Genomic DNA, 24,128 nt, shown 5'->3' with positions numbered 1-24,128 from the left:
GAGCCAGCAACAGAGCATTCCGGGGCCAACGATCTCTTTGGACGATGGCCCTAGGCAGATCCGCCTGCAACCCCGTCCGGGAGGTCGACGACAACATCATCTCCGAGATTGACCGTACCGCTCTCGATGATGCGGGCAGTAATGCCGCCGAGCCCGCGAACGGCGTTGTACCCGCCAACGCCGAGGATCTCCTCCATTCGCGAACACGGGTGGCACTCTCCGGTGGTTTGCAAAACAGCGGAGCCAATCCTGAAGTGCTTGTCTTTCAGCGCGACCAGATTGATGCCTCGAGTAACGACATTGCGGCGCAGATCGCCCGGCAGAACTTGTGAGCGGCCAAGATGGCTGGCGATCGTCCCGAGATGCTCGGCCTGGATCAAAGTGACCTGTCGAGCCCCCCGCGCCCGCGTATAGCGGTCGCCTATAACACCGCTCGTAATATCGAAATCCGCGCTCTGAACCTCAATGAGCGTTTCGCGGCGGCCAGGCCGGATGCCGAGCCACACAACTTGTCCCGCTCTGAGAGGGACGTTCAGAAGCTGCGCGAGTGAGGATGATGGGCTGAAAGGCATGGTTTCGACCCGGGCAGTCCTTAGCGCGCTGAGAGACGCTGAACGATATCTCGGGCGAAGCCGACCACTCGCTCCCGCAACTGAGGTCGGGTCGCGAGCATCCATCCCGCCGCACCGGCCAAGATCAACCTGATCATGTGAACATCTCCGAATGGCACCAGCGTTCCGCGGGCATGTTCGAAACGCGCTTCCGACGGATAGGTTCTCAACGAACGGGCCGTGCTCTGAAGCTGCCATCGACCCGCTTTGAGTTTGGGAACCAGTCATGGTTCAGGCGGTTCGATGACTAAGCGCTGGGGGCAGATTTGCTGAGGGCACATGCGTGCCGCAGCCTCACCTCAGGAATTTTCCATGTCCGCCACAGAGCCCATGATTCATGAAGACGGTCTGCCGGGCCACGAGTCCGCACTAACGCCGAAGCCAGAATGGGAGCCGCGCTATCCCGGGAGCGATCGCCTCAAGGGGAGGGTGGCGCTGATCACCGGGGCGGATAGCGGCATCGGTCGTGCTGTTGCTGCGCTTTATGCCCGCGAAGGTGCCGATATAGCCATTGTCTATCTGAGTGAGCACGACGATGCCAAAGCGACCGTTGGCATCGTCGAGCGCGAAGGGCGCCGAGCGATCGCTATCCCGGGAGATGTCGGCGACAAGGCCTTTTGCACCGACGCCGTCGCTCAGACCGTCGAAGAGTTCGGGAAGATCGATATCCTAGTAAACAATGCGGGCGAGCAGCATCCGGATAAGGACATCACGGACATTACAGAGGAGCAGCTTCGCCGAACGTTCCAGACAAACATCTTCGGTATGTTTTTCATGACGCAAGCCGCGCGGCCGCACCTCCAACGCGGCGCCATTATCGTCAACTGCACGTCCGTCACAAGCTACCAGGGTTCCAGTGAGTTGCTCGATTACAGCTCGACAAAAGGCGCGATCACCGCATTCACGCGGGCCCTTTCCGAAAATCTGATCGAGAAGGGGATACGTGTAAATGCGGTGGCGCCAGGGCCGATCTGGACGCCTCTCAACCCTATGGGCGGAGCAAGCCCGGAGAAGCTCAAACACTTTGGTGAAAGCACGCCCATGAAGCGGCCCGGGCAGCCGAATGAGGTCGCGCCCAGCTTTCTGTTCCTGGCGTGTGAGGATTCCAGCTACATGTCCGGCCAGGTGCTGCACCCGAACGGCGGCACGGTTGTGAACGGGTGAGTAGCGGTCGAATGCTGATCGGCAATTCAGTCCTACCCAAGAGGCGAAGGCTGCCATCGGCAGCGGATCGCATGGCTGCGAGCGTGGCGGATCGAGCAACTTTGCTAATGAACGCGAGCGCGAGTCGGAGGCGGGTTGCAGGGGCGCCAGTACTAATCATCATCGCAGTGAAAATAGAGGGGGCCTTCGGGCTCGCCCTTTTCGCAATAGAGAGGCCAGAATGCTTCAAGTCCGGACGATTACCCGAACCTACCAGACGTTCGAAGATGCTCGAAATGTCGCGGTCCGCTTGGCCGAGGCTGGCATCCAGCCGGAGAGGATCGGCCTCCTCGGGCAGCAGGCTGGCGGCGACGACAACACGGCTGCAGTCGCTGGCATCGGCGGAGCGGCAGGCGCCGCGACGGGGCTAGCACTTGGGTTGGGCGCGCTTACGCTTCCGGGCGTTGGGCCCATCATTGCGACAGGCTGGTTTCTCTCCGGTTCGGTGACTGGCGCGTTGGCAGGGGGCGTTCTCGGGGCACTCGTCGACGCCGGCGTACCGGCGAGCGACGCCGAACATCACGCTAGAGAACACGCCCGGGGTCGGTCGGTGGTCTCTGTCCGAGTTGAGGAATCGGATGTCGCGCTAGCGATACGGATATTGGATGCAGCAATGCCGCTCGAGGCGAGCGACAATCCTCCTGAATCCGATTTCTCGAAGGTCGTTTCCTGAAGTCTCAACAGCAAGCTCTAAGCGATCGGTGATATCGTTTAGAGCAACCGCCGCACTTATTTTGTCGGTTGGGAGCGCGCCGTCAGCTTGTTCCCATCAGGGTCGCGAAGGTATGCGACGAAGGCACCATTGGGACGCTCGCTCGGCGGGGTCTCGATCGACTTTCCGCCATGCGCAGTTCCAGCGTCGTGCCAAGCCTGGACATGTTCTTTGCTAGCCGCAGCGATACCAATCGTGCCCCCGTTTGCGAATGTTGCCGGATTTCCGTCGATTGGCGTCGTGATCATAAGCCTGCCGCCGCTGTGAGTGTAGATCAGCCTGCCTCTGGCATCGATCTCACCGCGCTGGCCTCCCAACGCGACGAATGTGGCGTCGTAAAAGCTCTTGGATCGCTCCAGGTCGTTGCTGCCAATCATGATGTGCGTGAACATACGTGTCTCCAAAAATCCTGCGCGAGGCAATTGCAGCATGGCGCGGGCGACACGCTGGAAGGAACGAACGAATGCGCGTGATTCAGCCCAATTCTGAGCTCGAAAAATGGCGAGAGGGCGTGCTTACCTCGATGCGAATTTCAGCGGTCGTCGGATCGCACCAGCTCTGCATTTTCGAGCAGCTTTGCCAACCAGGCCTTGGCGCGCCGATGCACTCGCATACCGTCGAGGAAATCCTCGAGATCATTGAGGGGCAGGCGGAGGTCCGCATCGAAGACGAGGTCATGTCGGTCCTGCCCAACCAGTCGGTCATCATCCCAGCCGGCTGCTTTCATGGATTTACGAACAGCGGAACCGGAACACTGAAAGTTCGCGCCACACTCGCTTCGCCGGTTTTCGAGGCGAGCTACGATGACAGCGGAGAGCTGAAACGGAGGTACAGCCCAGAAGCACCATAGAGAGATTTTTGGACGCCACCTGCCGGTCAAGTTGGCACACGCGTCATGCAGAGCGTGATGTCGAGGAATGCGCCCGTGAGCTTGCTCAGGACAAGCGCTTGGCGGATTTCTGCTGTGGTGATTTTAATGTCCTGAGGATTCGGCATGTCGCTCGCTAATGGCCGGCCGCTGCTCGCCATGCCAGGCCCCACTAACATTCCTGATCGCGTGCTCCAGGCAATGATGCGGCCGGCTGAGGAACTCAGTTCCGACAGCATTGTGCGCCTGACCGAGACGGTTCTCTCCGATCTCAAGCGCGTCTTCCGGACCGACGGCGAAACCTTCGTCTACGCCGCCAACGGCCATGGTGGCTGGGAGGCAGCCTTCACCAATGTCCTGTCGCGCGGCGACAAGGTTCTGGTGCTGGAAAGCGGCCGCTTTGCCATCGGCTGGGGTGAGATGGCCCGCTTTATGGGCGTCGATGTCGAGATGCTTCCCGGCAGCTGGCGCCGGGCCGTCGATCCTGCAGCAGTCGAGGCCCGGCTACGTTCTGACACGCAGCACAAGATCAAAGCCGTGATGGTCGTCCAGATCGATACCGCTGCAGGCATCGTCAACGACATCCCGGCCATTCGCAGGGCCATCGACGCCGCGGGTCACCCGGCTCTGTTTATGGTCGATGCCATTGCCTCCCTCGGGTGCATGGAATTCGAGATGGATGCCTGGCGCATCGATATCGCTGTCTCAGCCTCGCAGAAGGGCCTCATGTCCTCGCCAGGCCTCGCCTTCGTCGCGGCCAACGACAAGGCTCTGGCCGCCCATAAGCGCGCCAACCTGCGCACCGGGTATTGGGATTGGAGCGGCCGGATGAACGTGCTGGCCTACATGAAGCATTGCGGGACCGCGCCGGAGCATTTGCTTTTTGGGCAGCGCGCTGCGCTCGACATGATTTTCGAGGAAGGGTTGGAAGCGAGCTGGCGCCGCCACGCCGCCCTTGCCAAGGCGACGCATGCTGCCGTGGATCTATGGTCGAGTGGTCAAGCTCTCACCTTCGGAGTGACCGAGGGATCTGAGCGAGCGCCGTCTGTGACAGCGGTGCTAACGCCTGGCATTGATGTAAGCGTCATCACCTCCTTTGCGCGCGACGTCTGTGGTGTGACGCTCGGCCTCGGGATCGGGGATTATCACGGCAAGGCCTTCCGGATCGCCCACATGGGTCATTTCAACGCCGCGGCGCTTCTTGGAGCTCTCGGCGCCATTGAGATGGCGCTTCAGGCTAAGAAATCCCGCACGGCTCGGGTGGTGCGGCAGCTGCAATCGCCAGCTTAGCCGCCGCGTGAAAGAGACCGCGCTTCTGCCGCCTGGAGGCCTTGAACAGACAGGATGTCGCTCATGTGGACAGATTCAGGGAGTAGCTCTTCTCCCGTCCGTCCGGGCGGCGTGCCTCACCTAAGCAGACCTTCAGCCTCAAACTCTTCCCAGCCGTCGAGGCCGGTTTCCTGTTCATCGGGAACGGGCGCAGCCTTACGGGATTTGGCCGATCGCTTTCCGGCGCGCGTCAAAGCTGCCTTTCCTGCCGCTCGGCGCCGATTCTCTGCTGTCGTCGCGATATCCTCTTCCCGCCAGATTTCCGGCAGGCCGCTATCGAGGACATGCTCGATGAAACTTGGGGTGAACACGTGGAAAGTGACCGCCTTGGCCCGGCCACGCAGCTTGACCGTCTTTGTCCCCGCGCTCTGGAGCCGGCCGTCGTCGAGCCACTTGTGGCGCTCGCGAGATGAGATGGAGAGAATGTCCTCGGCCTCGCTGGGGAGGATGGGCAACTCTGTAATATCGGCCAACATATCCGCTACGAGCGCAGATAGAGCGTCAAACTCAGCAGATCCGGTGTCCGGCATGTGAAGGATCGCTCTGCCAGATTCGACCGTCAGGTGCTTCCGCGTCGACCAAGGAAGCCGCCGCCTGATTTCCCGCTCGATTCCCTTGGCGCGGACCGAGGACCCCAGGGTGGTCGTTGATGGAAGAGACCATTCGGCGAGCTGCGTTGAGGTGCGCTTCACATGATGCTCTGCTCAGAATTGCGGGCCCGGAATTAATCGCACCGATCGATCGCGTATTCCCAGCTTCTACGTTCCTGGTGGCTGCTGCATACGCTGCTCCTTAGTACGTGAGCTTGCTGAGGGTCGTCGATACTCTGTGGGCGATCTGTTCGCTCCCGACTTCAGCCACTCCTTTCGGAGCTTGTGTCGATCGAGCTGTGCTTCGGCGAGCTCCTCGCGAAGGCGCTCGTTCACGCCTTCCAGTTCGGCCCGCAAGGCGCCTCGATCAAGTTCTGCAGGCATTGCCTCGCTGTTGACCGTCTGATCGAGAATATCTGCCAGCACGGTGTGAAGGAACTGGGAGCACTCCTCCTCGTTCTCCGGCGCTGGAACCAGGATCTGCGCCAGAAGGGCTAGCGCCAGCTCTCGCCAAGCGACCACCTCGTATGACTGCTGGACGATTTCGGCTGGATCATCGGACATCGCTATTACTCCTGCTCGGAGGCGGAGGTTGTGCCTCGCCAACCTTCCACCTCGTCGCTGTGTTCCCGCCAGATATCCAGCTTGACTCTTAAGCCCTCACTGAGAACATAAGAGGAACATCAGGCATCGTTCTAGCAGGTAAAGCCAGTTGCGGCCACAGCCGTTATTTCAGTCGCTCCGCGATCAGATCGAGCGGATCGAGGGTAGAAGCGCCCGCGGTCGGACAGTCTTGCCGTTCGGAATCGCGACGGTTGATTCACGCTTGCCTGGTGGAGGCCTCGCGCTAGGAGCTCTGCATGAGGTCGCGGGTGGCGGCAACGGCGCGATTGACGGTGCCGCAGCGGCTTTGTTCAGTGCTGGGGTTGCCGCCAGGAGTCGTGGCAAAGTGCTCTGGTGCCTCACCCGAGCCGATCTGTTCGCGCCGGCAATGGCGCAGGCGGGGTTGATCCCCGACCGCGTGATCTATGTCGAGGCGGGCGATGACCAGACGGTGCTCGCCTGCATGGAAGAGGGCCTGCGCTACGGTGGGCTTGGCTCTGTCGTTGGCGAGGTCGCCCGCCTCTCGATGACCGCCTCCCGGCGCCTTCAGCTGGCGGCCGAAGGTACCGGCTCTATCGGCATCGCGTTACGACGATGGCGACGCGAAGTCGACGCCTCTGATTTTGGTCAACCCACGGCAGCGATGACCCGATGGCGGGTCTCAGTGCTTCCATCGACAGCGCTGCCGGTGCCGGGGGTAGGGCGGTCGCGTTGGCTGGTCGAACTGATCAGGGCCCGGGCGGGCGAAAGCGCGGATTTCGAATTGGAGGCATGCGATGACACGGGTCGTCTCGGTCTTCCTCCCGAACTGGTCGATCGATCGGTTCCGGCGGATGGCTGGCGACGCGGCGCCTCCGCCTGAGGTCCCGCTCGTCCTCATCGCTCGCGACGGAAGCAGGAGGCTAGTGCAGGCGGCGAATGCCGCTGCACTGGCAGCCGGGCTTCGCGTCGGCATGCCGGCCACGAAGGCACAGGCGCTCGTGCCTGGCCTGTTGCTTCAGGAAGCGGATCTCGCTGCGGACACCTTGGAGTTGGAACGGCTGGCGATCTGGCTGCACCAGCGCGTCGCCCCGATCGTCGCGCCAGATCCGCCCCATGGCATCGTCATCGACACGACCGGTGCCGACCATCTCCATGGCGGTGAGGCCGACATGCTGAATGCCATCGTCGGCCGCCTGGCAATGTCCGGCGTCGAGGCCAGGGCCGCAATTGCCGATAGCTGGGGCGCCGCCCATGCACTCGCCCGATACGTGTCTCAGTCGACTGTTGTTGCGACGGCTGGGCATCAGGCGCAGCCGCTAATACCGCTGCCGCTGGAATGCTTGCGACTGCCCGCCAAGATATCGAACGACCTGCGCGTTCTGGGCTTCGAGACAGCCGGCGACATCATCGGCCAACCGCGCTCGCCGCTCACGCTGCGCTTTCGGCCGGAGATCGGCCGCCGGTTGGCTCAGGCGCTCGGGGAGGTCGCCGAGCCCATCGTCGCTATCCGCCCGCCTGACCTCATCGAAGTTCGCCGCGCTTTTGCCGAGCCGATCGGCGCGCCGGAGACAATCGCTCGCTACATCGGCAAATTGGTCGCTCAGCTCTGCGACCGGCTTGAGGCGCGCGGTCTTGGCGCTCGGCGCCTCGATCTCGTCTGCCATCGCGTCGACCGCGGACTTCAGACAGTCCGGGTTGGGCTCGCCAAGCCTGTTTGTGATGTGAAGCGACTGACCCGGCTCCTTTGCGAGAAGATCGAGGCGATCGAGCCTGGCTTCGGCATCGAGATCATGACGCTGGCAGCGACCTTGGCTGAGCCCCTCGAACGAAAGCAGGCGGTCAGTTCCCTGGTGGAGGAAACCAGCGCGGACGTCTCCGGCCTCATCGACATCCTCGCCAACCGCGTCGGTGAGCGGGCGGTCTATCGCATGGCACCGGTTGCCAGCGATGTACCCGAGCGCTCTGTGCGCCGTGTCGCGGCGCTGACTGAGGAGACCGGAGCGGTTTGGCCAAGCCACTGGCCGCGCCCTGCCAGGCTGCTACCGAGACCGGAACCGGTCGAGACCATGGCGCTGCTGCCGGACCATCCACCGGCCTGGTTCAGCTGGCGCGGGATCCGCCGCCGGGTCCGGCGCGCAGATGGCCCGGAGCGCGTATTCGGCGAGTGGTGGAAGCGCGAGGCCGAGATGGTCGCCGTGCGCGATTACTTCCGGGTCGAGGATGATGCCGGCGAGCGCTACTGGCTCTATCGCGCAGGCGATGGCGAAGACGTCGCCACGGGCTCCCATCGCTGGTTCCTGCATGGCGTTTTCGGATGAGCGCGCGCTACGCCGAGCTCCAGGTCACCAGCCATTTCAGCTTCCTGCGCGGCGCCTCCTCGGCCGATGAGCTGTTCGCCCAAGCGGCGCTGCTCGGCATCGAGGCGCTCGCGGTCGTAGACCGCAACTCCCTCGCCGGCATCGTCCGGGCCCATGAAGCGGCGAAGACAACTGGCGTCAGGCTGATCGTCGGCTGCCGCCTCGATCTCGCTGATGGCATGTCGCTGCTGGTTTATCCCATCGACCGGCCGGCTTATTCCCGCCTGTGCCGACTGCTCTCCATCGGCAAGAAGCGCGGCGGAAAAGCGCGATGTCATCTCGAATGGTCGGACGTCGCTGCGCATGCGGAAGGGGTGGTCGCGGTGCTCGTACCAGACCTGGCCGACGAGGACTGTGCCTTTCGCCTGCGTCGGCTCCGCGAGGTCTTTGGTGACCGCGCCTATCTGGCCCTGTCGCTGCGGCGCCGTCCGAACGACCAACTTCGCCTTCACGAGCTGTCGAACCTGGCGACGCGGATGCGAGTACCCACGGTTGTGACCAACGATGTACTCTTCCACGAGCCGGCACGGCGGATCCTGCAGGACGTCGTCACCTGCATCCGCCACAACGTCACGATCGACGCCCTCGGCGAACGCCGCGAGCGCCACGCCGACCGCTATCTGAAGCCGCCGGACGAGATGCATCGGCTGTTCACGCGCTACCCTGAGGCCTTGGCCCGGACGCTGCAGATTGCCGATCGCTGCCGGTTCTCGCTTGACGAACTCGCCTATCAGTACCCGGAGGAGCGCGACGATGCCACGCTGACACCACAGCAGACCCTGGCGAAGTTGACCTGGGAGGGCGCCGCGCAACGTTATCCCGAGGGTCTGTCCGAAAGCGTCAAGGCAAGCCTAAACCACGAGCTGACACTGATCGAAAGGCTCGGCTACGCGCCGTACTTCCTGACGGTGAACGCGATCGTCCGCTTCGCCCGCTCGCGCGACATCCTCTGCCAAGGTCGCGGCTCGGCGGCGAACTCGGCAGTCTGCTTTGTCCTCGGCATCACCTCGATTGACCCGGGCCGCAACGACCTTCTGTTCGAACGCTTCGTCTCGGAGGAGCGTCGTGAGCCGCCCGACATCGATGTCGACTTCGAGCATGAGCGCCGCGAGATCGTCATGCAGTGGGTGTTCGACACCTATGGCCGGGATCACGCGGCCCTGTGCTCGACCGTCATCCGCTACCGAACCAAAGGTGCCTTGCGCGACGTCGGCAAGGCGCTGGGCCTGCCCGAGGACCTGATCGGGACGCTGTCGTCACAGGTCTGGGCCTGGTCCGAGGAGGGCGTCGAAAAGCGACATGTCGAGGAGCTCAACCTCAACCTCGCCGACCGACGGCTGCGCTTGGCGCTCGATCTCGCCCGCCAGCTTCAAGGCACCCCGCGACACCTCTCGCAGCATCCCGGCGGGTTCGTCCTGACCCATGACCGCCTCGACGACCTTGTCCCGATCGAGCCAGCGGCAATGGCCGATCGTCAGGTCATCGAATGGGACAAGGACGATATCGACGCGCTGAAGTTCATGAAGGTCGACGTCCTCGCGCTGGGCATGCTGACCTGCATGAAGCGAGGCCTGGACATGCTCGTCGACCACAAGGGCATCGCGCTCGACCTGGCCTCCATTCCGGCCGAGGATCCGCGGACTTATGCGATGATCCGGAAGGCCGACACGCTCGGCACATTTCAGATCGAGAGCCGCGCGCAGATGTCGATGCTGCCCCGGCTTAAGCCGCGGACGTACTATGACCTCGTCGTGCAGGTCGCGATCGTTCGGCCAGGTCCGATCCAGGGCGACATGGTCCATCCCTATCTGCGCCGGCGCGAGGGCCGCGAGCCGGTCCATTATCCCAAGCCCGAGCTGGAGAAGGTTCTGGGCAAGACGCTCGGCGTGCCGCTCTTCCAGGAGCAGGCGATGCGGGTCGCGATCGAATGTGCCGGCTTCACGCCCGGCGAGGCAGACATGCTGCGCAAGAGCATGGCGACCTTCAAGTTCACGGGCGGCGTGTCGAAGTTCAAGGAGAAGCTCGTCGCCGGCATGGTCGCCAACGGTTACGAGGCCGAGTTCGCCGAGCAGACATTCCGACAGCTCGAAGGCTTCGGCTCCTACGGCTTCCCTGAGAGCCACGCGGCCTCCTTCGCTCTGATCGCCTATGCCTCAGCCTGGCTGAAATGCTGGCATCCGGACGTGTTCTGCGCTGCGCTGCTGAACAGCCAGCCCATGGGCTTCTATGCTCCTGCGCAGATCGTGCGCGACGCCCGCGATCACGGCGTCGAGGTTCGACCTGTCTGCGCGAATGCTTCCCGCTGGGACTGCACGCTGGAGCAGACCGGCGACGAGAGGCGGTTTGCCGTTCGCTTGGGGCTCAGGATGGTCAAGGGGCTCGCCAACGCCCATGCTGCCGCGATCATCACGGCACGAGCCAGCATGCCGTTCGAGTCGATCGAGGACCTCTGGCGCCGGGCTCGGGTGCCCGTGTCAGCGTTGGCGGAGATTGCCGAAGCCGACGGGTTCCGCCCCAGCCTCGGCCTGGCACGGCGGGAGGCGATCTGGGCAATCCGGGTTCTGCGCGACTAGCCGCTACCCTTATTCGCGGCCGCGGCGGATCGGAAAGCCGATGAAACGCTTGAGCCTGCCATCGCGCTCCGGCCGATGGCGACCGGCGGAGATGTGGTCGAGGACTATCGCCATGTCGGGCTGTCGCTTCGCGATCATCCGGTCTCCTTCCTGCGGCAGGATCTTCGGCGCAGGGGCATCGTCAGCTGTCAGGCCGCAATGGACGCGCGCAATGGACACTGGCTCCAAGCCGCCGGCATCGTACTGGTGAGGCAGCGGCCGGGCTCGGCGAAAGGCGTGATGTTCATCACCCTCGAGGACGAGACCGGTATCGCCAACCTCGTGGTCTGGCCGAAGGTATTCGAGCGTTTCCGCCGGACGATCCTGTCGGCCGGGATGATCGCCGTGCGCGGGCGCATCCAGCGTGAGGGGGAGGTCGTGCACCTGGTAGCACAGAGGCTGACCGACCTATCTTCCCACCTCGCCGGTGTCGGCAAACGCGATCAGCCATTCCCGCTTCCTCACGGACGCGGCGACGAGTTTCACTATGGCTCGCCAACCCCAGACCCGCGCGATCTTCCGCCGAAAGGAATGCGGACGCGAGACATCTACATCCCCGATCTGCACATCGACACGATCAAGGTGAAGACGCGGGATTTTCGATGATCCGGCTGCGTGGGGGGATCGGAAGGCTCCTGCCTTGTATGGACCTGCGGCAATGCTGATCTCCCATTCATGCTTAGTAATCGCGTTCGGGTCATCGACCTTGAGACGGCTGGCGACGGCGCCCACGATGTCTGCGAGATCGGATGGCAGGACGTCTCGTTAGGATCTGATGGACGCTGGGAGGTCACGGGGGAACGCGGCGCGTTTCTCGTCAATCCCGGACGCGCCATCTCCGCCGATACGATGGCTGTGCATCATATTCGGGATGAGGACGTTGCTGGAGCGCCGTACTGGAAGGACATTGCGCCGACTATCCTGAAGCCGGAGCGCAGAGTATCGGCTTTGGCGGCGCACCGAGCGGCGTTCGAACAGCGATACTGCCGACCGCGGCTGAGCGGGGGTGCTCAATGGATCTGCACCTGGAAATGCGCCTTGCGCCTGTGGCCGGAGCTGCCCCGATTCTCAAACCAGATGCTTCGATATCAGCGGAAGCCGGCGGGGCTAGTGCACGAGATTGGCTTGCCCGCTCATCGCGCGATGCCCGATGCGTACGTAACCGCGCACCATCTCCGCGACATGTTGAATGAGGCTTCGATCGACCAATTGCTTGCGTGGAGCAGAGAGCCCGGCTTGTTGCCTCGCGTGCCAACGGGGCCTGATCGCGGCAAGGGGTGGGATCAGCTGAGCGCGCCGGCGCTGTCAGCACTCGCCGCCAGTCGTGATGTCGATCTTTGCTTCAGTGCTAAGACTGAACTTGAGCGGCGAAATGGCCGGAACGAAGTCGACCGCGAACCTGCTCAGGCACGCTTGCTCTGACACTCCCATGCTCCGTCTGCTGCGCTTCTTGGTAAGGCACGCTTTTACCGACCGCGGAAGAGGACGTCGCCTGCTGACCTGCCTCTCGATCACTCTCAGAGGTTCTGCCTGATCGATCGAGCCGCCGCGAAACATGCAAAGAAGCTCTCGCGCTTCTCTGAACGCCAAACAGAAAGCGGCCCCGGTCGCCCGAGGCCGTTGTTCAATATGCCTGTGCCGTCAGATCACGGCAGGCGGCACTCGGCCGGACGCGGTAGCATCCCGAACGTAAGGATCGGCGTTTTCATCGAAGCGCGACCAGCCGCCGGCTCGATAGTCAGCCTCGCGGGTCGCACGGTCGATCGGGGTAGCGCCGTCAAGGATAGCTTGGACGGTGGCCTCGTGCTCGGGTTCGGTGCGGACGGATACGACCGATCCGCCGCGGCGAACCGTCTCGGCGTAGTAGTTCGCCTCGTCCTCATCGTGGCCTTCCTTCACGAATGAGCCAACCAGACCACCGGCGGCGGCACCGGCGACAGCACCTGCGGCTGTGGCGGCAAGCCAGCCTGCGGCAACAACCGGGCCGACGCCGGGGATCGCCATGATGCCAAGGCCGGTCAGCAGGCCGGCGGCGCCGCCGACGCCGGCGCCGATTCCGGCACCTTCGGCGGCGTTGGTCTCGTCAGTCTTGCCGTCGCTGCCGACAATGCTGATGGCGCTGCTGGAAATGCCGGCGGCCTCGAGTTGGTCCACGACCGAGCGGGCGGTGGCGTGGCTATCGTAGGAACGGGTGAGCGTACGGGTCATGTCGTTCTCCAGTTTTTGCGGTGCGAGAGGCACGGATCAGTTGCGGGTGATATTGCCGCGGTAATCGACCGAGACGTTGACCTGCGCCCCCGAGTGGGTCGCGGTGCCCTTCCAAACGCCGTTGTCGTCCTTCTTCAAGGCTCCAACGTTTGAATAGCCGTTGGCCTCGAGGCGGCTCTTGGCCTGACCCTCGGTGAAGCTGTTGGCGCCCGGCAGCGGGGCATTCTTGTCGGCGTCAGCCTTTGGGGCGGGCATCGGCGACGTCGTCGACGTCTGTGCGATCGCGCCAAAGGATGTCGCGGAGGCGATCAAGGTGGCAATGAGCAGCTTCTTCATGATGGTCTCCCGTGGGCGTGCGGCCGATGCCGCGATGCACAATCAAACGGCAGATTGCCCCCGAAAGTTCCAGCGGAGCGGAATGGAACACGGGCTCTCAGGGTTCGTTCAGACCATCGACTACCCACATCGCTGGAGGAAGACATGGCGACCGAACCGAAGCCGCTCGACGACCTGTTCCACGACATGCTCAAGGACGTCTATTACGCGGAGAAGCAGATTCTGAAGGCGCTGCCGAAGATGGCGAAGGCGGCCAAGTCGCCCGAGCTCAAAAAGGCTTTCGAGACCCATCGCGAAGAGACCGAAGGTCACGTCGAGCGCCTCGGTGAGGTGTTCGAGCTTATCGGCAAGGCCCCGCGCGGCAAGACCTGCGACGCCATCCTCGGGATCATCGAGGAAGGCAAGGCGGTCATTGAGGACTATAGCGACAGCCCGGCGATTGACGCCGGCCTGGTGGCCTCGGCACAGGCCGTAGAGCACTATGAGATGGCCCGCTACGGTACCCTCAAGGCGTGGGCCCAGCAGCTCGGCCACAAGGATGCGGTCAAGCTGCTCGACGCGACGCTCGCCGAGGAGACCAAGACCGACAAGAAGTTGACGCAGCTCGGCGGCGCCGCCAACACCGCCGCGACGAAGAAGGCAGCCTGATCATGGGAATTTTCGACAGCATCAAGAAGGCCATCTTCGGCGAGGCCAAGGCCGATACGGTCGCCACTTCAACGTCTGCTCCCGCACCGGGTGCGGTTGTCCCACCGTCCGGCACTTCCACCGCACCGGCCTCGTCGCCGGCAGGGACACCCGTCGGTCAGACCACGGCAAACATCGGCACTGCGCCTGGATCGATGGCCTCGCAGCAGGTCGACGTCGCGCCGATCCTCGACAAGGCGGCCAAGGACAGCGGCCAGCAGCTGAACTGGAAGACGTCCATTGTCGACCTGCTCAAGGCGCTCAAGATCGACAGCAGCCTCACCGCCCGCAAGGAACTGGCGCAGGAACTCGGTTACACGGGTGATACCAACGACTCGGCGACGATGAACGTCTGGCTGCACAAGGCAGTCATCAAGAAGCTCTCCGAGAACGGCGGCAAGGTCCCCGCCGATTTACTCGACTGAGCGTACAGCTCAGGCGCTACTCGCCTGATAACGACCTACCGCCGCGCTTCTGCGAGGAGCGCGGCGTTCTCGATCGAGATCGCAGCGTGGCCGCGATCGCCTTGACGATCTCCTCTACCTCTTCATCGAATTGCCCAGGCTCGTCGTGGGCAACAAAATGCCGCCATGCACGATGCCGGCTCGCGAGATGACCGCGACCGCCAGATAACAGACAGCCGACAGATGGCTTTTTGGCATCCTGAAATGAGGCCCGTTCAGGTCGTAGGGCGGGTCCTTTCGAATGTCGTCAGAATGTAAAACGCGCAAGCCGTTAAAGATCGACGCGAAAATCTCGGTCTTGCGAGGCATTTCAAAATCGGCAAAGGCTGATCTCGGAACGCCCGCTAATTTGTAAGGGCGATACGCCTCCCCGTTCTCGTCGATCTGATTATAGAAAAACGCGCCGAACTTTCCGCCCGACCCTCCCGCGCCGACCTCCGTCGCGATTGCAACCAGCTCAGCCAGCTCGAATTGCGGCATGCCGCTATCGCAAACGATCGGCAGCGACAACCAGCCATGTCATTTGGTGGTTTTGTCCGCGCAAAGTGGTCGGGATCCACCCTGGGCAAAACTGGACTCGGTCTTGCCGCTAGGTTTGCAATCGCTCAGCTGCAAGCGCCGCAGCAAGATCAGCCGCGCCATAGGGCTTTGAAACCAAGCGGGTCCGGTTGTCCATTTGGAACCCGTCGAGCTGGCTGCGACCCGTCGCGAATACAACGATCAGATCGGCATTGCGCTCTCTCAAGCGGGTCGCGAGGTCGACGCCGCTTATGTCGGGAAGCCCGATATCAGTCATCAGGCGGTCGATCGTATGCGTTTCGGCTAGGGCGATCGCTTCGCGACCCGATCCAGCCTCTAGCACCTTGTGACCGAGCGACTCGATCATTTCGGCCGCATCCAGACGGATGATGGCATCGTCCTCGACCAGCAGCACCGTCAAAGAAGCGGCGTCATCAGATGTGGCAGAACTGTTCGGTGGGGAAGGGGCCTTTTCCGCCGCAAGCACATACCGGAGTTTCCGAGCCATTGCTTCACGCGTGTATGGTTTCGATAGAAGGTGAACACCCTCGTCCAACCTTCCTCCGTGTACGATGGAATTTTCGGTGTAGCCGGAGGTGAAAAGGACAGCGAGGCGCGGAAGAAGTGCTTTCGCGCTACGGGCAAGTTCGGCGCTTTTCAGCGGACCAGGCATGATAACGTCTGTGAAAAGGAGATCGATCTGGGTGCCGCTTTCGATGATCGACATCGCACTCTGCGCATTCGGCGCTTGTAGAACGCGATAGCCGAGCTCTGAAAGCATATTCACGACCGTGTCGCGCACAGCATCGTCGTCTTCGACGACGAGAACCTGCTCTGTCCCGCCGATGACAGGCAGTTGATCACTGTGGTCGAGGACATCCTCTGTGTCATGCGATCGCGGGAGGTAGAGCTTGATGGTCGTACCGTGGCCGACCTCGCTGTAGATTTTCACATGGCCGCCGGACTGCTTCACGAAGCCATAGACCATTGACAGACCCAGGCCCGTGCCTTTTCCAACGGGCTTCGTCGAAAAGAACGGCTCGAACACCTTGGCTAGCACCTCGGGCGGCATTCCGCTGCCCGTATCGGTTACGCTGATGACGACATATTGCCCACGCGCTGCTTCAGCGTTCCACCGAACGTAATCGTCGTCGAGGTAGCTGTTGCCCGCCTCGATCGTTAGGCGCCCAGCACCATCCATCGCGTCGCGTGCGTTGATCGCCAGATTCAGGATCGCATTTTCGACATTCGTCGGGTCGACGAACGTGTGCCAAAGCCCACCGGCGACGACAGTCTCAATCTCTATTTCTTCACCGAGTGTCCGCCGCAGAAGATCGTCCATTCCGCGGATAAACCGTCCAACGTTGATCACCCTCGGCTCAAGTGCCTGGCGCCTACCGAATGCAAGCAACTGCGCTGCCAACTGCGCCCCTCGAGACACACCGGCCACGGCGTTGGCGATGCGGGTATGGGCCTTCTCACTCAGTCCCGGTTCCTTTTTTAGCAGCTCGAGATTGCCTCCGACGACCTGCAGCAGATTATTGAAGTCATGGGCGACTCCGCCGGTGAGGTTACCGACAGCTTCCATCTTTTGAGCCTGCGCAAGCATCGCTTCGATACGCTGGCGTTCGGCGGCCTCCGCCCTCACCAGTTCGCTGGCCTGCGCTAGTTCGGCGGTTCGATCGGCGACCTTGGCCTCAAGCTCGGCGCTGCTCGCATTGAGTTTCTGAGACGCCTCGGACATCGCGTCTCGAAGCGCGATGAATTCGGTTAGCTTGGTCGGCACCTGGATCGGTCCGGAGAATTTGCCCAGCCGCGCGCTAACCAAGGTCAAACTACGCAGGGGTTTTCCGATGAGGCGCCAAAGAAGCGTTGCTGCTATCAGCATGACGAACAGGCTCGTGACCCCGCCAGCGGTCAAGGCAATGACCGCGCTTCGAAGCGGCTGCTCAACCACACTTCGGCGGATGTTCGCGGCGACTAGCCAATCTGACAATTCAGAACGCGCATATCCGACCAGAATCTCCTCGCCTAATGCGCTCTTGCCGACGAAGGTGCCTTGCTTCCCGACCGCTTGAGCCAGAAATGCCGGCACCCCGGGTTGCCCAGTGAATCTGTCGTGGTCTTCCGAGCGCGTGACATAGACGCCGTCTCTGTCGCCGATCGCCACAAACCAGCCAAGCGGGATCATAGGCTTGATGACATCTGCGAATAGCGCCGTTTCAGCGCCGACATGCAGGAGGTAACGAGGCGCTCCATCGATGAAGATCGGTACGATCACGGCAACCAGTGGCCGCTGTGCGATCGCCCCGGTGAAAACGTTAGTGACGTGAGGTCTCGCGGACGCGATGACCTGCTGGTCGACGGGGAAGGGAGTGAAGGGCAACTCTTTACCCCAGGACTGCCTGGTGTTGACGAGTTGCTGACCGCTGAGGTCCCGCAATCCGATGTCAGCTCCGATGAAAGCCTTCACCTCGAGAGCCTGGCTATAAAAACCTTCCAGATCGCCGTCCCTTAGGGCTCTTGAGGTTCCCAGCGTTTGAAGCGTGATTTGCCAACTGCGAATGTGCCGATCGACGACGGCTGCGCCCGTCGTCGCCGCCTCGATTGCCTCCTGTTGATAGCGGCCACGCTGAACTTCAGCGTACCTATTCATGAGAATGGCCGCGAAGATAATGCCCGGGATGACGATGACGGCGAATACCGCGACTATGATCAGCCTGGCTGGAATTCCGGAGCTAAAAGTCCGCGACATGAAGCTCTGTCCTCGCGCCATCCAGCGCGAATGGCATAGTTCTCCAAATATGCCAATCTGTCGCTCAAGGTGCGAGGCTCTCGAACACGGCTTTAAGATCCATTAGGCTCTTTTCGTGCTCGTCTTTTCCGGGGAAAGTCGGCGAAGTCGGATATGGCTTCCGTTGGCCCTCATTGATCTCCGAGGGAAGTTTACGCTCGACAGCGCGATAGCACGGTCCTAGCGCAAGCAATGTTTTGCCAGGTTCGGCTGGGCGATCTCGGGTTTGCCTGACCGGCGCCGATTGCTCTGAAGTTCGGCCCCCAACCCTATTGGAATACGAGTTGGTGCACCGTGACGTCTGAGCAGGCTCGGAGTGCGATATCGATAAGGTGGTGGTGGTGCGTCGCGACAATGACTTGACCGCTGGTTGCCATTCCACCGAATAGGCGGCAGGCCTCCTCGGAGCGGAAATCATCGAAGGTTTCGAGAATGTCGTCCGCGATGAACGGCAATGACGGACGCGTCTTGGCGAACTCATGATAGCCGGCTATACGGAGCGCCAAATAGAGCTGAGCCCGCGCGCCAGTCGACATCTCTGTCGCGAGCTTTGACCCGCCGCCGGCCATGACGCCAAGAAGGATCTCCTTGTCGCCATTCGGTTGTGTGGCCAGCCCAGAGTAGGCGCTCATCGTGATCGTCCGATAGGCATCGGAAGCGTGCTTCAGCATCGAGGTGCGATGGGTATCCCGATAGATCTGCAGAGCTTGGTGAGCGGCCGCGATGCCCAATTTCAGGCGCGCATATTGGACGGCCTTTTCTTCGAGCTCGACCAGGACGGTGCGCCGCTCTTCGTCGAGACGAGCTACAGCGTCGTCGCCTCCGATCGCAGCGAGTGCACGATCGGCCTGCAGATGCCGGGCATGGAGTTCGTGAGCTTCACGGTCTTGCCCCTTCGAGCCGACTTGCGAGACTAGCCGCCTCCGCCTCCAGACCAGTTTGCTCGAACTCCGCGAGGATGGCTTCGGCAGCCTCTAAGGTTTCCGTTCGGCATGCTGCTGTGATCCGGCTGCTCAGAACCTTCAGCTGGCGCTCAAGCTCGGATCGCCGGTTGGCCTCGTCGATTTTTGCGCTGACCTCCATAAGCGACGCGACGCCGAAAAACGAGGTATGCGTTTCGACATCGGCTCGGTGAAGGGTGAACTCTTCCAGCGCGTCGCGATTAACGATCACCGCTCGCTCGAGTTCGGCCGTCTTGCTGCTCCGGTCGCGCTCGTAGGACCGAGCCGTCTCCAGCCGCCGACGCAAGTCTGCAGCGAGTTTGACAGGGTCATCTTTGTCGGCCGGTATCTGGAGGGAGCTGGCAACGCTGCTTACAGCCTGGATGAACTGGTCCTGATCCCGCTTCATCGCCGCAATGCGATGGCTGAGGCTTTCGCGTTCGCTTTCCAGCGGCGGGATTTCGGCAAGGACGTTGAGGACCTGACTGACTTCGTCAGGGCCGAGAGGCGAGGGCACTTCGCTCAGCCAACAGGACTTGACCGTGACGTCCCATTCCTGTTGCCAATCATCCTGAGCCGCTTGAGCCTCAGCAACGTCCCTCTGCCTGGTGGCGAGCTCAGTAACGCTTTGTTCGAGCGATTTTGCAGCGTGGGAAAGCTCGGACCGTAGTGTCGTCCGGCGATCGATCGCTGTTTGAAGGCCGACCAGGAGGTTCGCGAACTCGTTCTCGGATGGGAGCACGCCAATCGATTTCAGAGCTGCCGCCAGTCGTCCAACATGCGCGGCGCCATCCTCTTGGGCTGTGCGGAGATCGGCTGAAGCTGCCTTGATCTGTGCGCTGATCTCCAGTGCCGAGGCGCGGCGCATCAGCAATCGTTCGAGATCAGCAACGTGCGCGTCGCTTGGCAAGCCGATCACGATGAAGGTCGCCGCCAGTTCGGCGTCCAGACCTGCCTTCAACGCCAGCGTGTCGGTATGAAGCTGCTCTGCCCGCCGCAGCTTTGCGGCTGTCATTGCCTCCGCCTGGACGGCCTGCCTCAGATCGGCCGCAAGGCTGGTTTGGCTGAGCCTGGTTTCCGTGATCCCGTCATCATTTCTCAACGCGGCTTCGAAGACAGCGGCAGTCGCTTCGCTCAGGGCCTCGCGATGTGTTCGCCAAGCGTCATCGCGATACACACGAGAGCTGCGGGCGGCCGCATCATCGACGAGCCCGGTCGCCGCCTTGATCGAGGTGATGGTGGCGGCGAGCTCGACCATGCGGTCGGTCAGGCTTTCGATATCGGAAGCGTGTTTTACACCGGCTTGGCGGATCACTTCGCCTCGGCGGCGCCAGTCTTCGATCTGGTGTGTCGTCGGGGCTTTCATAGCTGCGAGCTGATCGAGGTCACCGGTCCAGGAACCAAGCTGATTTAGCTGCTCCTTGAGTTTGTCCTGGAGGCCGATGACAACGCGGAGGGCAGCGTTCTCGCGAGCAGCATGATCGCTTGCCCGGGCTTGGTCGAGCGCCAGCCGAACCCGCGCCGCGAGCACTTCATCGTGGTCGGTGGCGTCGAGCGAGGCGAGCACCTGCTTTGCCGCAGAAAGTGCATCGCTTGCTCGGATATATTCGCGAGAGGCTGCCTGAAGCCTCTCGCGGAGGCCAGAACGCCGATCGATCAGCCCGCGCAGCTTCCCAACTAGCGTGGCGGGTAACACCAGTTTTGCGGGTAATTCTCCTGCATGATCAAGACGTTCGGCGATTTTCTTCAAATTTCCTTCGATGACGGCAAGCTCGGATTCTCGCTTTGAGATATCAAGAGCTGTGACATACCGCGCCTCGCTGTTCCGCAGGGCATCGATTGCCGGCCCGGCGTCAATGAGCACTTGCTCGATCTGGATACCGTCGCGCTCGCGGCGGATTCTATCGACAGTGGCCGACGCGATCTCACAAGCTGCCTTGATGCGGCCCTCAGCGCCGATGAGCTCCGGCAGTCTTTCGGCCCAGGCGGCTGGTGGTTGCGGTACCTCTGCTAGGGCTGACAGGTCCAAACGGAGACTCTTCAGGGCCACGAGATCCGGCAGAACGCCGAGATATCGGTTGATCTCGTCGAAGCGAAGCTTGGATTTGCTGCGTTCGGACAGCGCTGCCTCATACTTCGCGGAGGCGTCATCGCGATCCAGCACCAGCTGTGCATGGGTGGTTGCGAGGACGTTGATAGCCTCCTTTCGGGCTTTCAGCTCGTCGAGCCTCGCCTTGAAGGCTGAGAGCTCGGTCGATCTGCCACGCGGCTTATGGAAGGCGTCCACTATCTCTTGCAGCTTGCTCAGCCGCTGGCCGAAGGCTGCGAGGCCCGCGCTGGCAGAAAAAAGCAGCTGTCCGAGCTCGCCCTGGCTGGCGAGAATGCTCTCGCCACCCATTCGAAGCGTCTCCTCATCAAGGCAGAACATCATCCGGTAGGCTTCGCGGTCGATGCCTGAAAGGCCAGCCGTCAGGATGCCCTCATCGATGGCTTGCCCGCTCGCATCGCGCAGCCTCGCCCCTCGTTTGACCCGCACCACCTCCCGCTCGCCACTCGGAAGCTCAAGCGCGGCGCCGATCTGCATACCGTCATAGCCGTGTAGAAAGCCGTATGGGGAGCGCTGACCCATGCCAAAGAGCAGATCAACGATGGCGGCCGTAAGGGTCGATTTTCCGGCCTCGTTGGCACCGACGATAAGATGGAAATCGGGCTTCCCGCCTTCGGGGGCTCCAAAGTCGATCGAATGATTGGTGAAGCGGCCGTAGCGGGTGAGATCAAGGCGCCTGATCCGCATCAGATCCGCGGCTCCTGGTCTGCTTCATGCAGATGGGCAATGACGTCGAGCGCGCCGTCCTGGGATAACTCAGCGACGGCCTTCTCGAAGCTTGCCTGGTCGCTTCCAAACATTTTGTGGATCTCTCGGGGTAGCGCGCCCTGCAGCTCAGAAATCAGCTCGCTGGCTTCGAGCCGGTACGAGTCAGATTGCAGGACATCCTCGGAAATCAGTTGCGACAGCTCGGCGACTGCGCCGGCGCTGTCGATCGCGGCATCGCGCAGAGGCGAGCAGGCAGAGGAGACCTTCTCGATCCAGGTGTTCCCGATGATCGCCGCCTGCTGTTCGGCTTCGGTGTGCAAGAAATCTCCCTCCCGACGCAGCCGCCAATTGAGGGACGTGGCGCCGATGAGCGAGATTCGGGCAATGAGGTGCTCAGACGCGGTTCTGTCCCGCTCCGCGGCCAGTCTGCGGCCGATGGCCCGCATAGCTTCTGACCAGTCCTCGATCCCGGACAGATCTACCGAAACACGCTCGAACTGAGCGGTACTCGTGCGGTGCTCTGCTATGGCGATCGCACCATCGTCGCCAATCGTAACGAGAGTAACGGATTTGGCGCCGCTCTCATTGATGTCCCGGCCCTGCGGGATGCCGGGCATGACGATCGCTGGCCTATCGAGGTGAACCTGGCGCTTATGGATATGCCCGAGCGCCCAATAATCGAATCCTGCACCGGCTAGGTCCGCTACGCTACACGGGGCATAACGGTCATGACCCTCGGCGCCAGCAAGGCTCGTGTGCAGCAGCGCGATATTAGTCGCGCCTTCGACCCGCGGCTTGAACTTCGGCAGCAGGCTTTCCGGGGCGTGCGGCTTCGGGAAGCTGATCCCGTGGACAACGACGTCTCGGCGACCGTTGAGGCCGGGCAGGGGAATAGCGGCAGCGGAACCTTTGAAAAACGTGACGCTTTCGGGAAAGACGAGTTCCTTGGTGATCCGTGACTCGGCGTCGTGATTGCCGCGAAATCCCGAACGTCCGAATTCCAGCTTCATCAAGCCTGCGGAGTTGCGTGGCGATGAAGCCGGCTGTCTTCATCGAGGTCTGATCGCCGTCGTAGAGATCGCCCGCGATTAGCAGCGCATCGACCTTTTCGTCGAGGCATAGATCAATCGTCGCGACGAAAGCCGTTCGTGTCGCACTCGACACCAACTCTGCGAGTTCCGGGTTGCGCAACGCCAGCGACTTCAGCGGGGCGTCGATGTGCAAATCGGCGCAGTGGACGAACCGAAAACTGGAAATGACGCTTAGGCCCCTGTCCGCGCGAAACTACCTAACTCTCAACATATTCGGCGCCTTGGGCGATGCGGAAGGAGCGCCTTCTGGCTTGTCCGCAACAAAATGGTTCGAAGGACCGATATGTGGGCTCGGCCATCTATAACCCATACGGCGCACCGGTTTGGCAGGATAGGCGGCTCAAAGCGATTGCGCCGTGTCGAGGCCGCGATGGTCACAATTAGAGGCTTCGGCTTATCTTCCTGGAGATTCACATTTCCAATAAACAGCCATCGCCGCACCGACCTAAGTTTGACTTCATCAGTCTGGCTCAATAATGACCGCGCCCTGAAGCGAGTTAATTGCTGCGCAAAGCCGCAGCCGGGAGAATGCGATGTCCGAAGCCAATGCCGAAATCATCGATCTCGTCGCCCATATCGTTTCGGCTTATGTATCCAACAATAGCGTGCCGGCCGCGGACCTTCCCGCGCTGATCGCCACAACGCATTCGGCGATAGCGGGCTTGGGCAATGAGCCGGTCGGCCCTGCGCCTGCTGAAAAGCAAGCTCCGGCGGTGTCGATTAAGAAGTCGATCACAGCGGACTTCCTGATCTGCCTTGAGGACGGAAAGAAGTTCAAATCGCTCAAGCGCCACCTTCGGACGGCCTATGACATGACACCGGAGGAATATCGCTCGAAGTGGGGCTTGCCGAACGATTACCCGATGGTCGCCCCGGCCTATGCCGAAGCACGTTCGCAGCTCGCGAAGACGATGGGCCTCGGTCAGCAGCGCCGGAAGCGCTGAGACTCGCGTCTACTACGTTGAACAAGTGTCCCAGTCGCGGATTCAGCGATCGGAATTGTCTTCCCTTGCCCCTTGGAATTCGTTTGATGTTGTCTATTCCCGAAAATCTAAGACACGAGCTTCTCGAGAACGGCCGCTTGGCGAAGATCGATCAGCATATCGACCCGCTCCCAGTGCTGAAACTTTTCTGCCCATGGGATCGGCGCACCTGGCTCGTCTCTGAGATGAGCCCCGATGACAACGACATCCTGTTCGGGCTTGCAGACCTCGACAACGGAGAGCCGGAGGTGGGCATGATCGTTCTCAGCGAGCTCGCTGCTGAGGTAGGGATCGAGGGCCTCAGGATTGAAGTCGACCGCTTCTTTCGTCCCAATCGGACGCTCAATGAATATGCCAGCGACGCGGCAATTGCTGGAAGGTTCGTCGCCTAGATGGAGCAATTGCGAGGTGTGACGGCCGCTG

Annotated in this window: 21 protein-coding genes and 3 pseudogenes; 13 read left to right on the top strand and 11 right to left on the bottom strand. The window is 61.8% G+C overall.

Translation table 11 applies throughout. From position 1 onward, the window contains the following. Positions 1-50: 50 nt before the first annotated feature. A complete protein-coding gene (locus ACFJGT_RS11600) occupies positions 51-506 on the bottom strand; it encodes an MOSC domain-containing protein (protein ID WP_377848661.1) in 456 nt (151 codons plus the stop codon). 417 nt (positions 507-923) lie between these two features. Here ACFJGT_RS11600 and ACFJGT_RS11595 point away from each other — a divergent pair, with 417 nt between their 5' ends. Beyond that, complete coding sequence (locus tag ACFJGT_RS11595) at positions 924-1,775, top strand: SDR family oxidoreductase (RefSeq protein WP_377848660.1); 852 nt, start codon at positions 924-926, stop codon at positions 1,773-1,775. 220 nt (positions 1,776-1,995) lie between these two features. Beyond that, positions 1,996-2,487 (top strand): hypothetical protein, encoded by a 492-nt coding sequence (locus tag ACFJGT_RS11590; RefSeq protein WP_377848659.1) that lies wholly within the window; start codon positions 1,996-1,998, stop codon positions 2,485-2,487. Between the two features lie 56 nt (positions 2,488-2,543). Here the strand turns inward: ACFJGT_RS11590 and ACFJGT_RS11585 are convergent, their stop codons facing one another. Continuing rightward, a complete protein-coding gene (locus ACFJGT_RS11585) occupies positions 2,544-2,918 on the bottom strand; it encodes a VOC family protein (RefSeq protein WP_377848658.1) in 375 nt (124 codons plus the stop codon). A 71-nt stretch (positions 2,919-2,989) separates the two neighbouring features. On the opposite strand from ACFJGT_RS11585, the gene ACFJGT_RS11580 reads away from it, so the two are divergent. Then, complete coding sequence (locus ACFJGT_RS11580; protein WP_377848657.1) at positions 2,990-3,376, top strand: cupin domain-containing protein; 387 nt, start codon at positions 2,990-2,992, stop codon at positions 3,374-3,376. A 144-nt stretch (positions 3,377-3,520) separates the two neighbouring features. After that, a pseudogene (locus ACFJGT_RS11575) lies at positions 3,521-4,695 on the top strand (pyridoxal-phosphate-dependent aminotransferase family protein). Between the two features lie 105 nt (positions 4,696-4,800). Here ACFJGT_RS11575 and ACFJGT_RS11570 read toward each other — a convergent pair. Both ACFJGT_RS11570 and ACFJGT_RS11565 read right to left on the bottom strand, forming a co-directional pair. Next, positions 4,801-5,415: a hypothetical protein gene (locus ACFJGT_RS11570; protein ID WP_377848656.1), complete on the bottom strand. Its 615-nt coding sequence runs from the start codon at positions 5,413-5,415 to the stop codon at positions 4,801-4,803. Between the two features lie 66 nt (positions 5,416-5,481). Further along, positions 5,482-5,877 carry a hypothetical protein gene (locus ACFJGT_RS11565; protein ID WP_377848655.1) on the bottom strand — a complete coding sequence of 132 codons (396 nt, stop codon included), beginning with the start codon at positions 5,875-5,877 and terminating at the stop codon, positions 5,482-5,484. 148 nt (positions 5,878-6,025) lie between these two features. On the opposite strand from ACFJGT_RS11565, the gene ACFJGT_RS11560 reads away from it, so the two are divergent. The 4 genes and pseudogenes from ACFJGT_RS11560 (at position 6,026) to ACFJGT_RS11545 (ending at position 12,289) form a co-directional block, all read left to right on the top strand. Continuing rightward, positions 6,026-6,778, top strand: a complete 753-nt coding sequence (locus ACFJGT_RS11560; RefSeq protein ID WP_377848654.1) for an ImuA family protein — start codon at positions 6,026-6,028, stop codon at positions 6,776-6,778. Continuing rightward, a complete protein-coding gene (locus ACFJGT_RS11555) occupies positions 6,693-8,216 on the top strand; it encodes a Y-family DNA polymerase (protein WP_377848653.1) in 1,524 nt (507 codons plus the stop codon). The genes ACFJGT_RS11560 and ACFJGT_RS11555 overlap by 86 nt, the downstream gene beginning before the upstream one ends. Next, positions 8,213-11,473, top strand: a pseudogene (locus ACFJGT_RS11550) (error-prone DNA polymerase). Before ACFJGT_RS11555 ends, ACFJGT_RS11550 begins: the two are co-directional and overlap by 4 nt. 69 nt (positions 11,474-11,542) lie before the next feature. Continuing rightward, positions 11,543-12,289: an exonuclease domain-containing protein gene (locus ACFJGT_RS11545; protein ID WP_377848652.1), complete on the top strand. Its 747-nt coding sequence runs from the start codon at positions 11,543-11,545 to the stop codon at positions 12,287-12,289. Positions 12,290-12,508: 219 nt separating this feature from the next. Here ACFJGT_RS11545 and ACFJGT_RS11540 read toward each other — a convergent pair whose 3' ends face one another. Next, positions 12,509-13,075, bottom strand: a complete 567-nt coding sequence (locus ACFJGT_RS11540; RefSeq protein WP_377848651.1) for a hypothetical protein — start codon at positions 13,073-13,075, stop codon at positions 12,509-12,511. Between the two features lie 36 nt (positions 13,076-13,111). Further along, positions 13,112-13,411 (bottom strand): PepSY domain-containing protein, encoded by a 300-nt coding sequence (locus tag ACFJGT_RS11535; RefSeq protein WP_055728248.1) that lies wholly within the window; start codon positions 13,409-13,411, stop codon positions 13,112-13,114. A gap of 144 nt (positions 13,412-13,555) precedes the next feature. On the opposite strand from ACFJGT_RS11535, the gene ACFJGT_RS11530 reads away from it, so the two are divergent. Continuing rightward, positions 13,556-14,059, top strand: a complete 504-nt coding sequence (locus ACFJGT_RS11530; RefSeq protein ID WP_377848650.1) for a ferritin-like domain-containing protein — start codon at positions 13,556-13,558, stop codon at positions 14,057-14,059. A 2-nt stretch (positions 14,060-14,061) separates the two neighbouring features. Beyond that, positions 14,062-14,523 (top strand): DUF3597 domain-containing protein, encoded by a 462-nt coding sequence (locus ACFJGT_RS11525; protein ID WP_142111730.1) that lies wholly within the window; start codon positions 14,062-14,064, stop codon positions 14,521-14,523. Positions 14,524-14,637: 114 nt separating this feature from the next. Here ACFJGT_RS11525 and ACFJGT_RS11520 read toward each other — a convergent pair whose 3' ends face one another. From ACFJGT_RS11520 to ACFJGT_RS11510, 3 genes are all read right to left on the bottom strand, one after another. Continuing rightward, complete coding sequence (locus tag ACFJGT_RS11520; RefSeq protein WP_377848649.1) at positions 14,638-15,072, bottom strand: hypothetical protein; 435 nt, start codon at positions 15,070-15,072, stop codon at positions 14,638-14,640. Positions 15,073-15,151: 79 nt separating this feature from the next. Further along, complete coding sequence (locus ACFJGT_RS11515) at positions 15,152-17,836, bottom strand: response regulator (RefSeq protein ID WP_377848648.1); 2,685 nt, start codon at positions 17,834-17,836, stop codon at positions 15,152-15,154. A 308-nt stretch (positions 17,837-18,144) separates the two neighbouring features. Continuing rightward, positions 18,145-18,546 (bottom strand): ATP-binding protein, encoded by a 402-nt coding sequence (locus tag ACFJGT_RS11510; RefSeq protein WP_377848647.1) that lies wholly within the window; start codon positions 18,544-18,546, stop codon positions 18,145-18,147. Between the two features lie 9 nt (positions 18,547-18,555). Between ACFJGT_RS11510 and ACFJGT_RS11505 the strand changes: the two genes are divergently transcribed. Then, the gene (locus ACFJGT_RS11505; protein ID WP_377848646.1) at positions 18,556-18,792 is read left to right on the top strand and encodes a hypothetical protein; all 237 of its coding nucleotides are present in this window, start codon (positions 18,556-18,558) and stop codon (positions 18,790-18,792) included. Here the strand turns inward: ACFJGT_RS11505 and ACFJGT_RS11500 are convergent. Next, positions 18,755-21,610 (bottom strand): AAA family ATPase, encoded by a 2,856-nt coding sequence (locus ACFJGT_RS11500; RefSeq protein ID WP_377848645.1) that lies wholly within the window; start codon positions 21,608-21,610, stop codon positions 18,755-18,757. The two genes, ACFJGT_RS11505 and ACFJGT_RS11500, sit on opposite strands and share 38 nt — an antisense overlap. Then, positions 21,610-22,888, bottom strand: a pseudogene (locus tag ACFJGT_RS11495) (exonuclease SbcCD subunit D). Before ACFJGT_RS11495 ends, ACFJGT_RS11500 begins: the two are co-directional and overlap by 1 nt. A 367-nt stretch (positions 22,889-23,255) precedes the next feature. On the opposite strand from ACFJGT_RS11495, the gene ACFJGT_RS11490 reads away from it, so the two are divergent. Together ACFJGT_RS11490 and ACFJGT_RS11485 are read left to right on the top strand one after the other, a co-directional pair. Further along, complete coding sequence (locus ACFJGT_RS11490; RefSeq protein WP_377848644.1) at positions 23,256-23,666, top strand: MucR family transcriptional regulator; 411 nt, start codon at positions 23,256-23,258, stop codon at positions 23,664-23,666. 86 nt (positions 23,667-23,752) lie between these two features. Further along, on the top strand, positions 23,753-24,097 hold the full coding sequence (locus ACFJGT_RS11485) for a DUF2958 domain-containing protein (protein WP_377848643.1): 345 nt from the start codon (positions 23,753-23,755) through the stop codon (positions 24,095-24,097). The last annotated feature ends 31 nt before the right edge of the window (positions 24,098-24,128 follow it).

The organism is Allobosea sp. UC22_33 (genome assembly GCF_042700715.1).
Classification (GTDB): domain Bacteria; phylum Pseudomonadota; class Alphaproteobacteria; order Rhizobiales; family Beijerinckiaceae; genus Allobosea.
Note: the sequence above shows the minus strand (reverse complement) of the source record. Positions and strands in the feature narration are given on the sequence as shown.

Excerpts from the sequence above, each read along its gene's own strand:
- ACFJGT_RS11595 (WP_377848660.1), top strand. The coding sequence starts at position 924 with ATGTCCGCCACAGAGCCCATGATTCATGAAGACGGTCTGCCGGGCCAC.
- ACFJGT_RS11590 (WP_377848659.1), top strand. The coding sequence starts at position 1,996 with ATGCTTCAAGTCCGGACGATTACCCGAACCTACCAGACGTTCGAAGAT.
- ACFJGT_RS11585 (WP_377848658.1), bottom strand. The coding sequence starts at position 2,918 with ATGTTCACGCACATCATGATTGGCAGCAACGACCTGGAGCGATCCAAG.
- ACFJGT_RS11580 (WP_377848657.1), top strand. The coding sequence starts at position 2,990 with ATGCGCGTGATTCAGCCCAATTCTGAGCTCGAAAAATGGCGAGAGGGC.
- ACFJGT_RS11565 (WP_377848655.1), bottom strand. The coding sequence starts at position 5,877 with ATGTCCGATGATCCAGCCGAAATCGTCCAGCAGTCATACGAGGTGGTC.
- ACFJGT_RS11555 (WP_377848653.1), top strand. The coding sequence starts at position 6,693 with ATGACACGGGTCGTCTCGGTCTTCCTCCCGAACTGGTCGATCGATCGG.
- ACFJGT_RS11545 (WP_377848652.1), top strand. The coding sequence starts at position 11,543 with ATGCTTAGTAATCGCGTTCGGGTCATCGACCTTGAGACGGCTGGCGAC.
- ACFJGT_RS11540 (WP_377848651.1), bottom strand. The coding sequence starts at position 13,075 with ATGACCCGTACGCTCACCCGTTCCTACGATAGCCACGCCACCGCCCGC.
- ACFJGT_RS11535 (WP_055728248.1), bottom strand. The coding sequence starts at position 13,411 with ATGAAGAAGCTGCTCATTGCCACCTTGATCGCCTCCGCGACATCCTTT.
- ACFJGT_RS11530 (WP_377848650.1), top strand. The coding sequence starts at position 13,556 with ATGGCGACCGAACCGAAGCCGCTCGACGACCTGTTCCACGACATGCTC.
- ACFJGT_RS11525 (WP_142111730.1), top strand. The coding sequence starts at position 14,062 with ATGGGAATTTTCGACAGCATCAAGAAGGCCATCTTCGGCGAGGCCAAG.
- ACFJGT_RS11515 (WP_377848648.1), bottom strand. The coding sequence starts at position 17,836 with ATGTCGCGGACTTTTAGCTCCGGAATTCCAGCCAGGCTGATCATAGTC.
- ACFJGT_RS11510 (WP_377848647.1), bottom strand. The coding sequence starts at position 18,546 with ATGCTGAAGCACGCTTCCGATGCCTATCGGACGATCACGATGAGCGCC.
- ACFJGT_RS11505 (WP_377848646.1), top strand. The coding sequence starts at position 18,556 with ATGGGTATCCCGATAGATCTGCAGAGCTTGGTGAGCGGCCGCGATGCC.
- ACFJGT_RS11500 (WP_377848645.1), bottom strand. The coding sequence starts at position 21,610 with ATGCGGATCAGGCGCCTTGATCTCACCCGCTACGGCCGCTTCACCAAT.
- ACFJGT_RS11490 (WP_377848644.1), top strand. The coding sequence starts at position 23,256 with ATGTCCGAAGCCAATGCCGAAATCATCGATCTCGTCGCCCATATCGTT.
- ACFJGT_RS11485 (WP_377848643.1), top strand. The coding sequence starts at position 23,753 with ATGTTGTCTATTCCCGAAAATCTAAGACACGAGCTTCTCGAGAACGGC.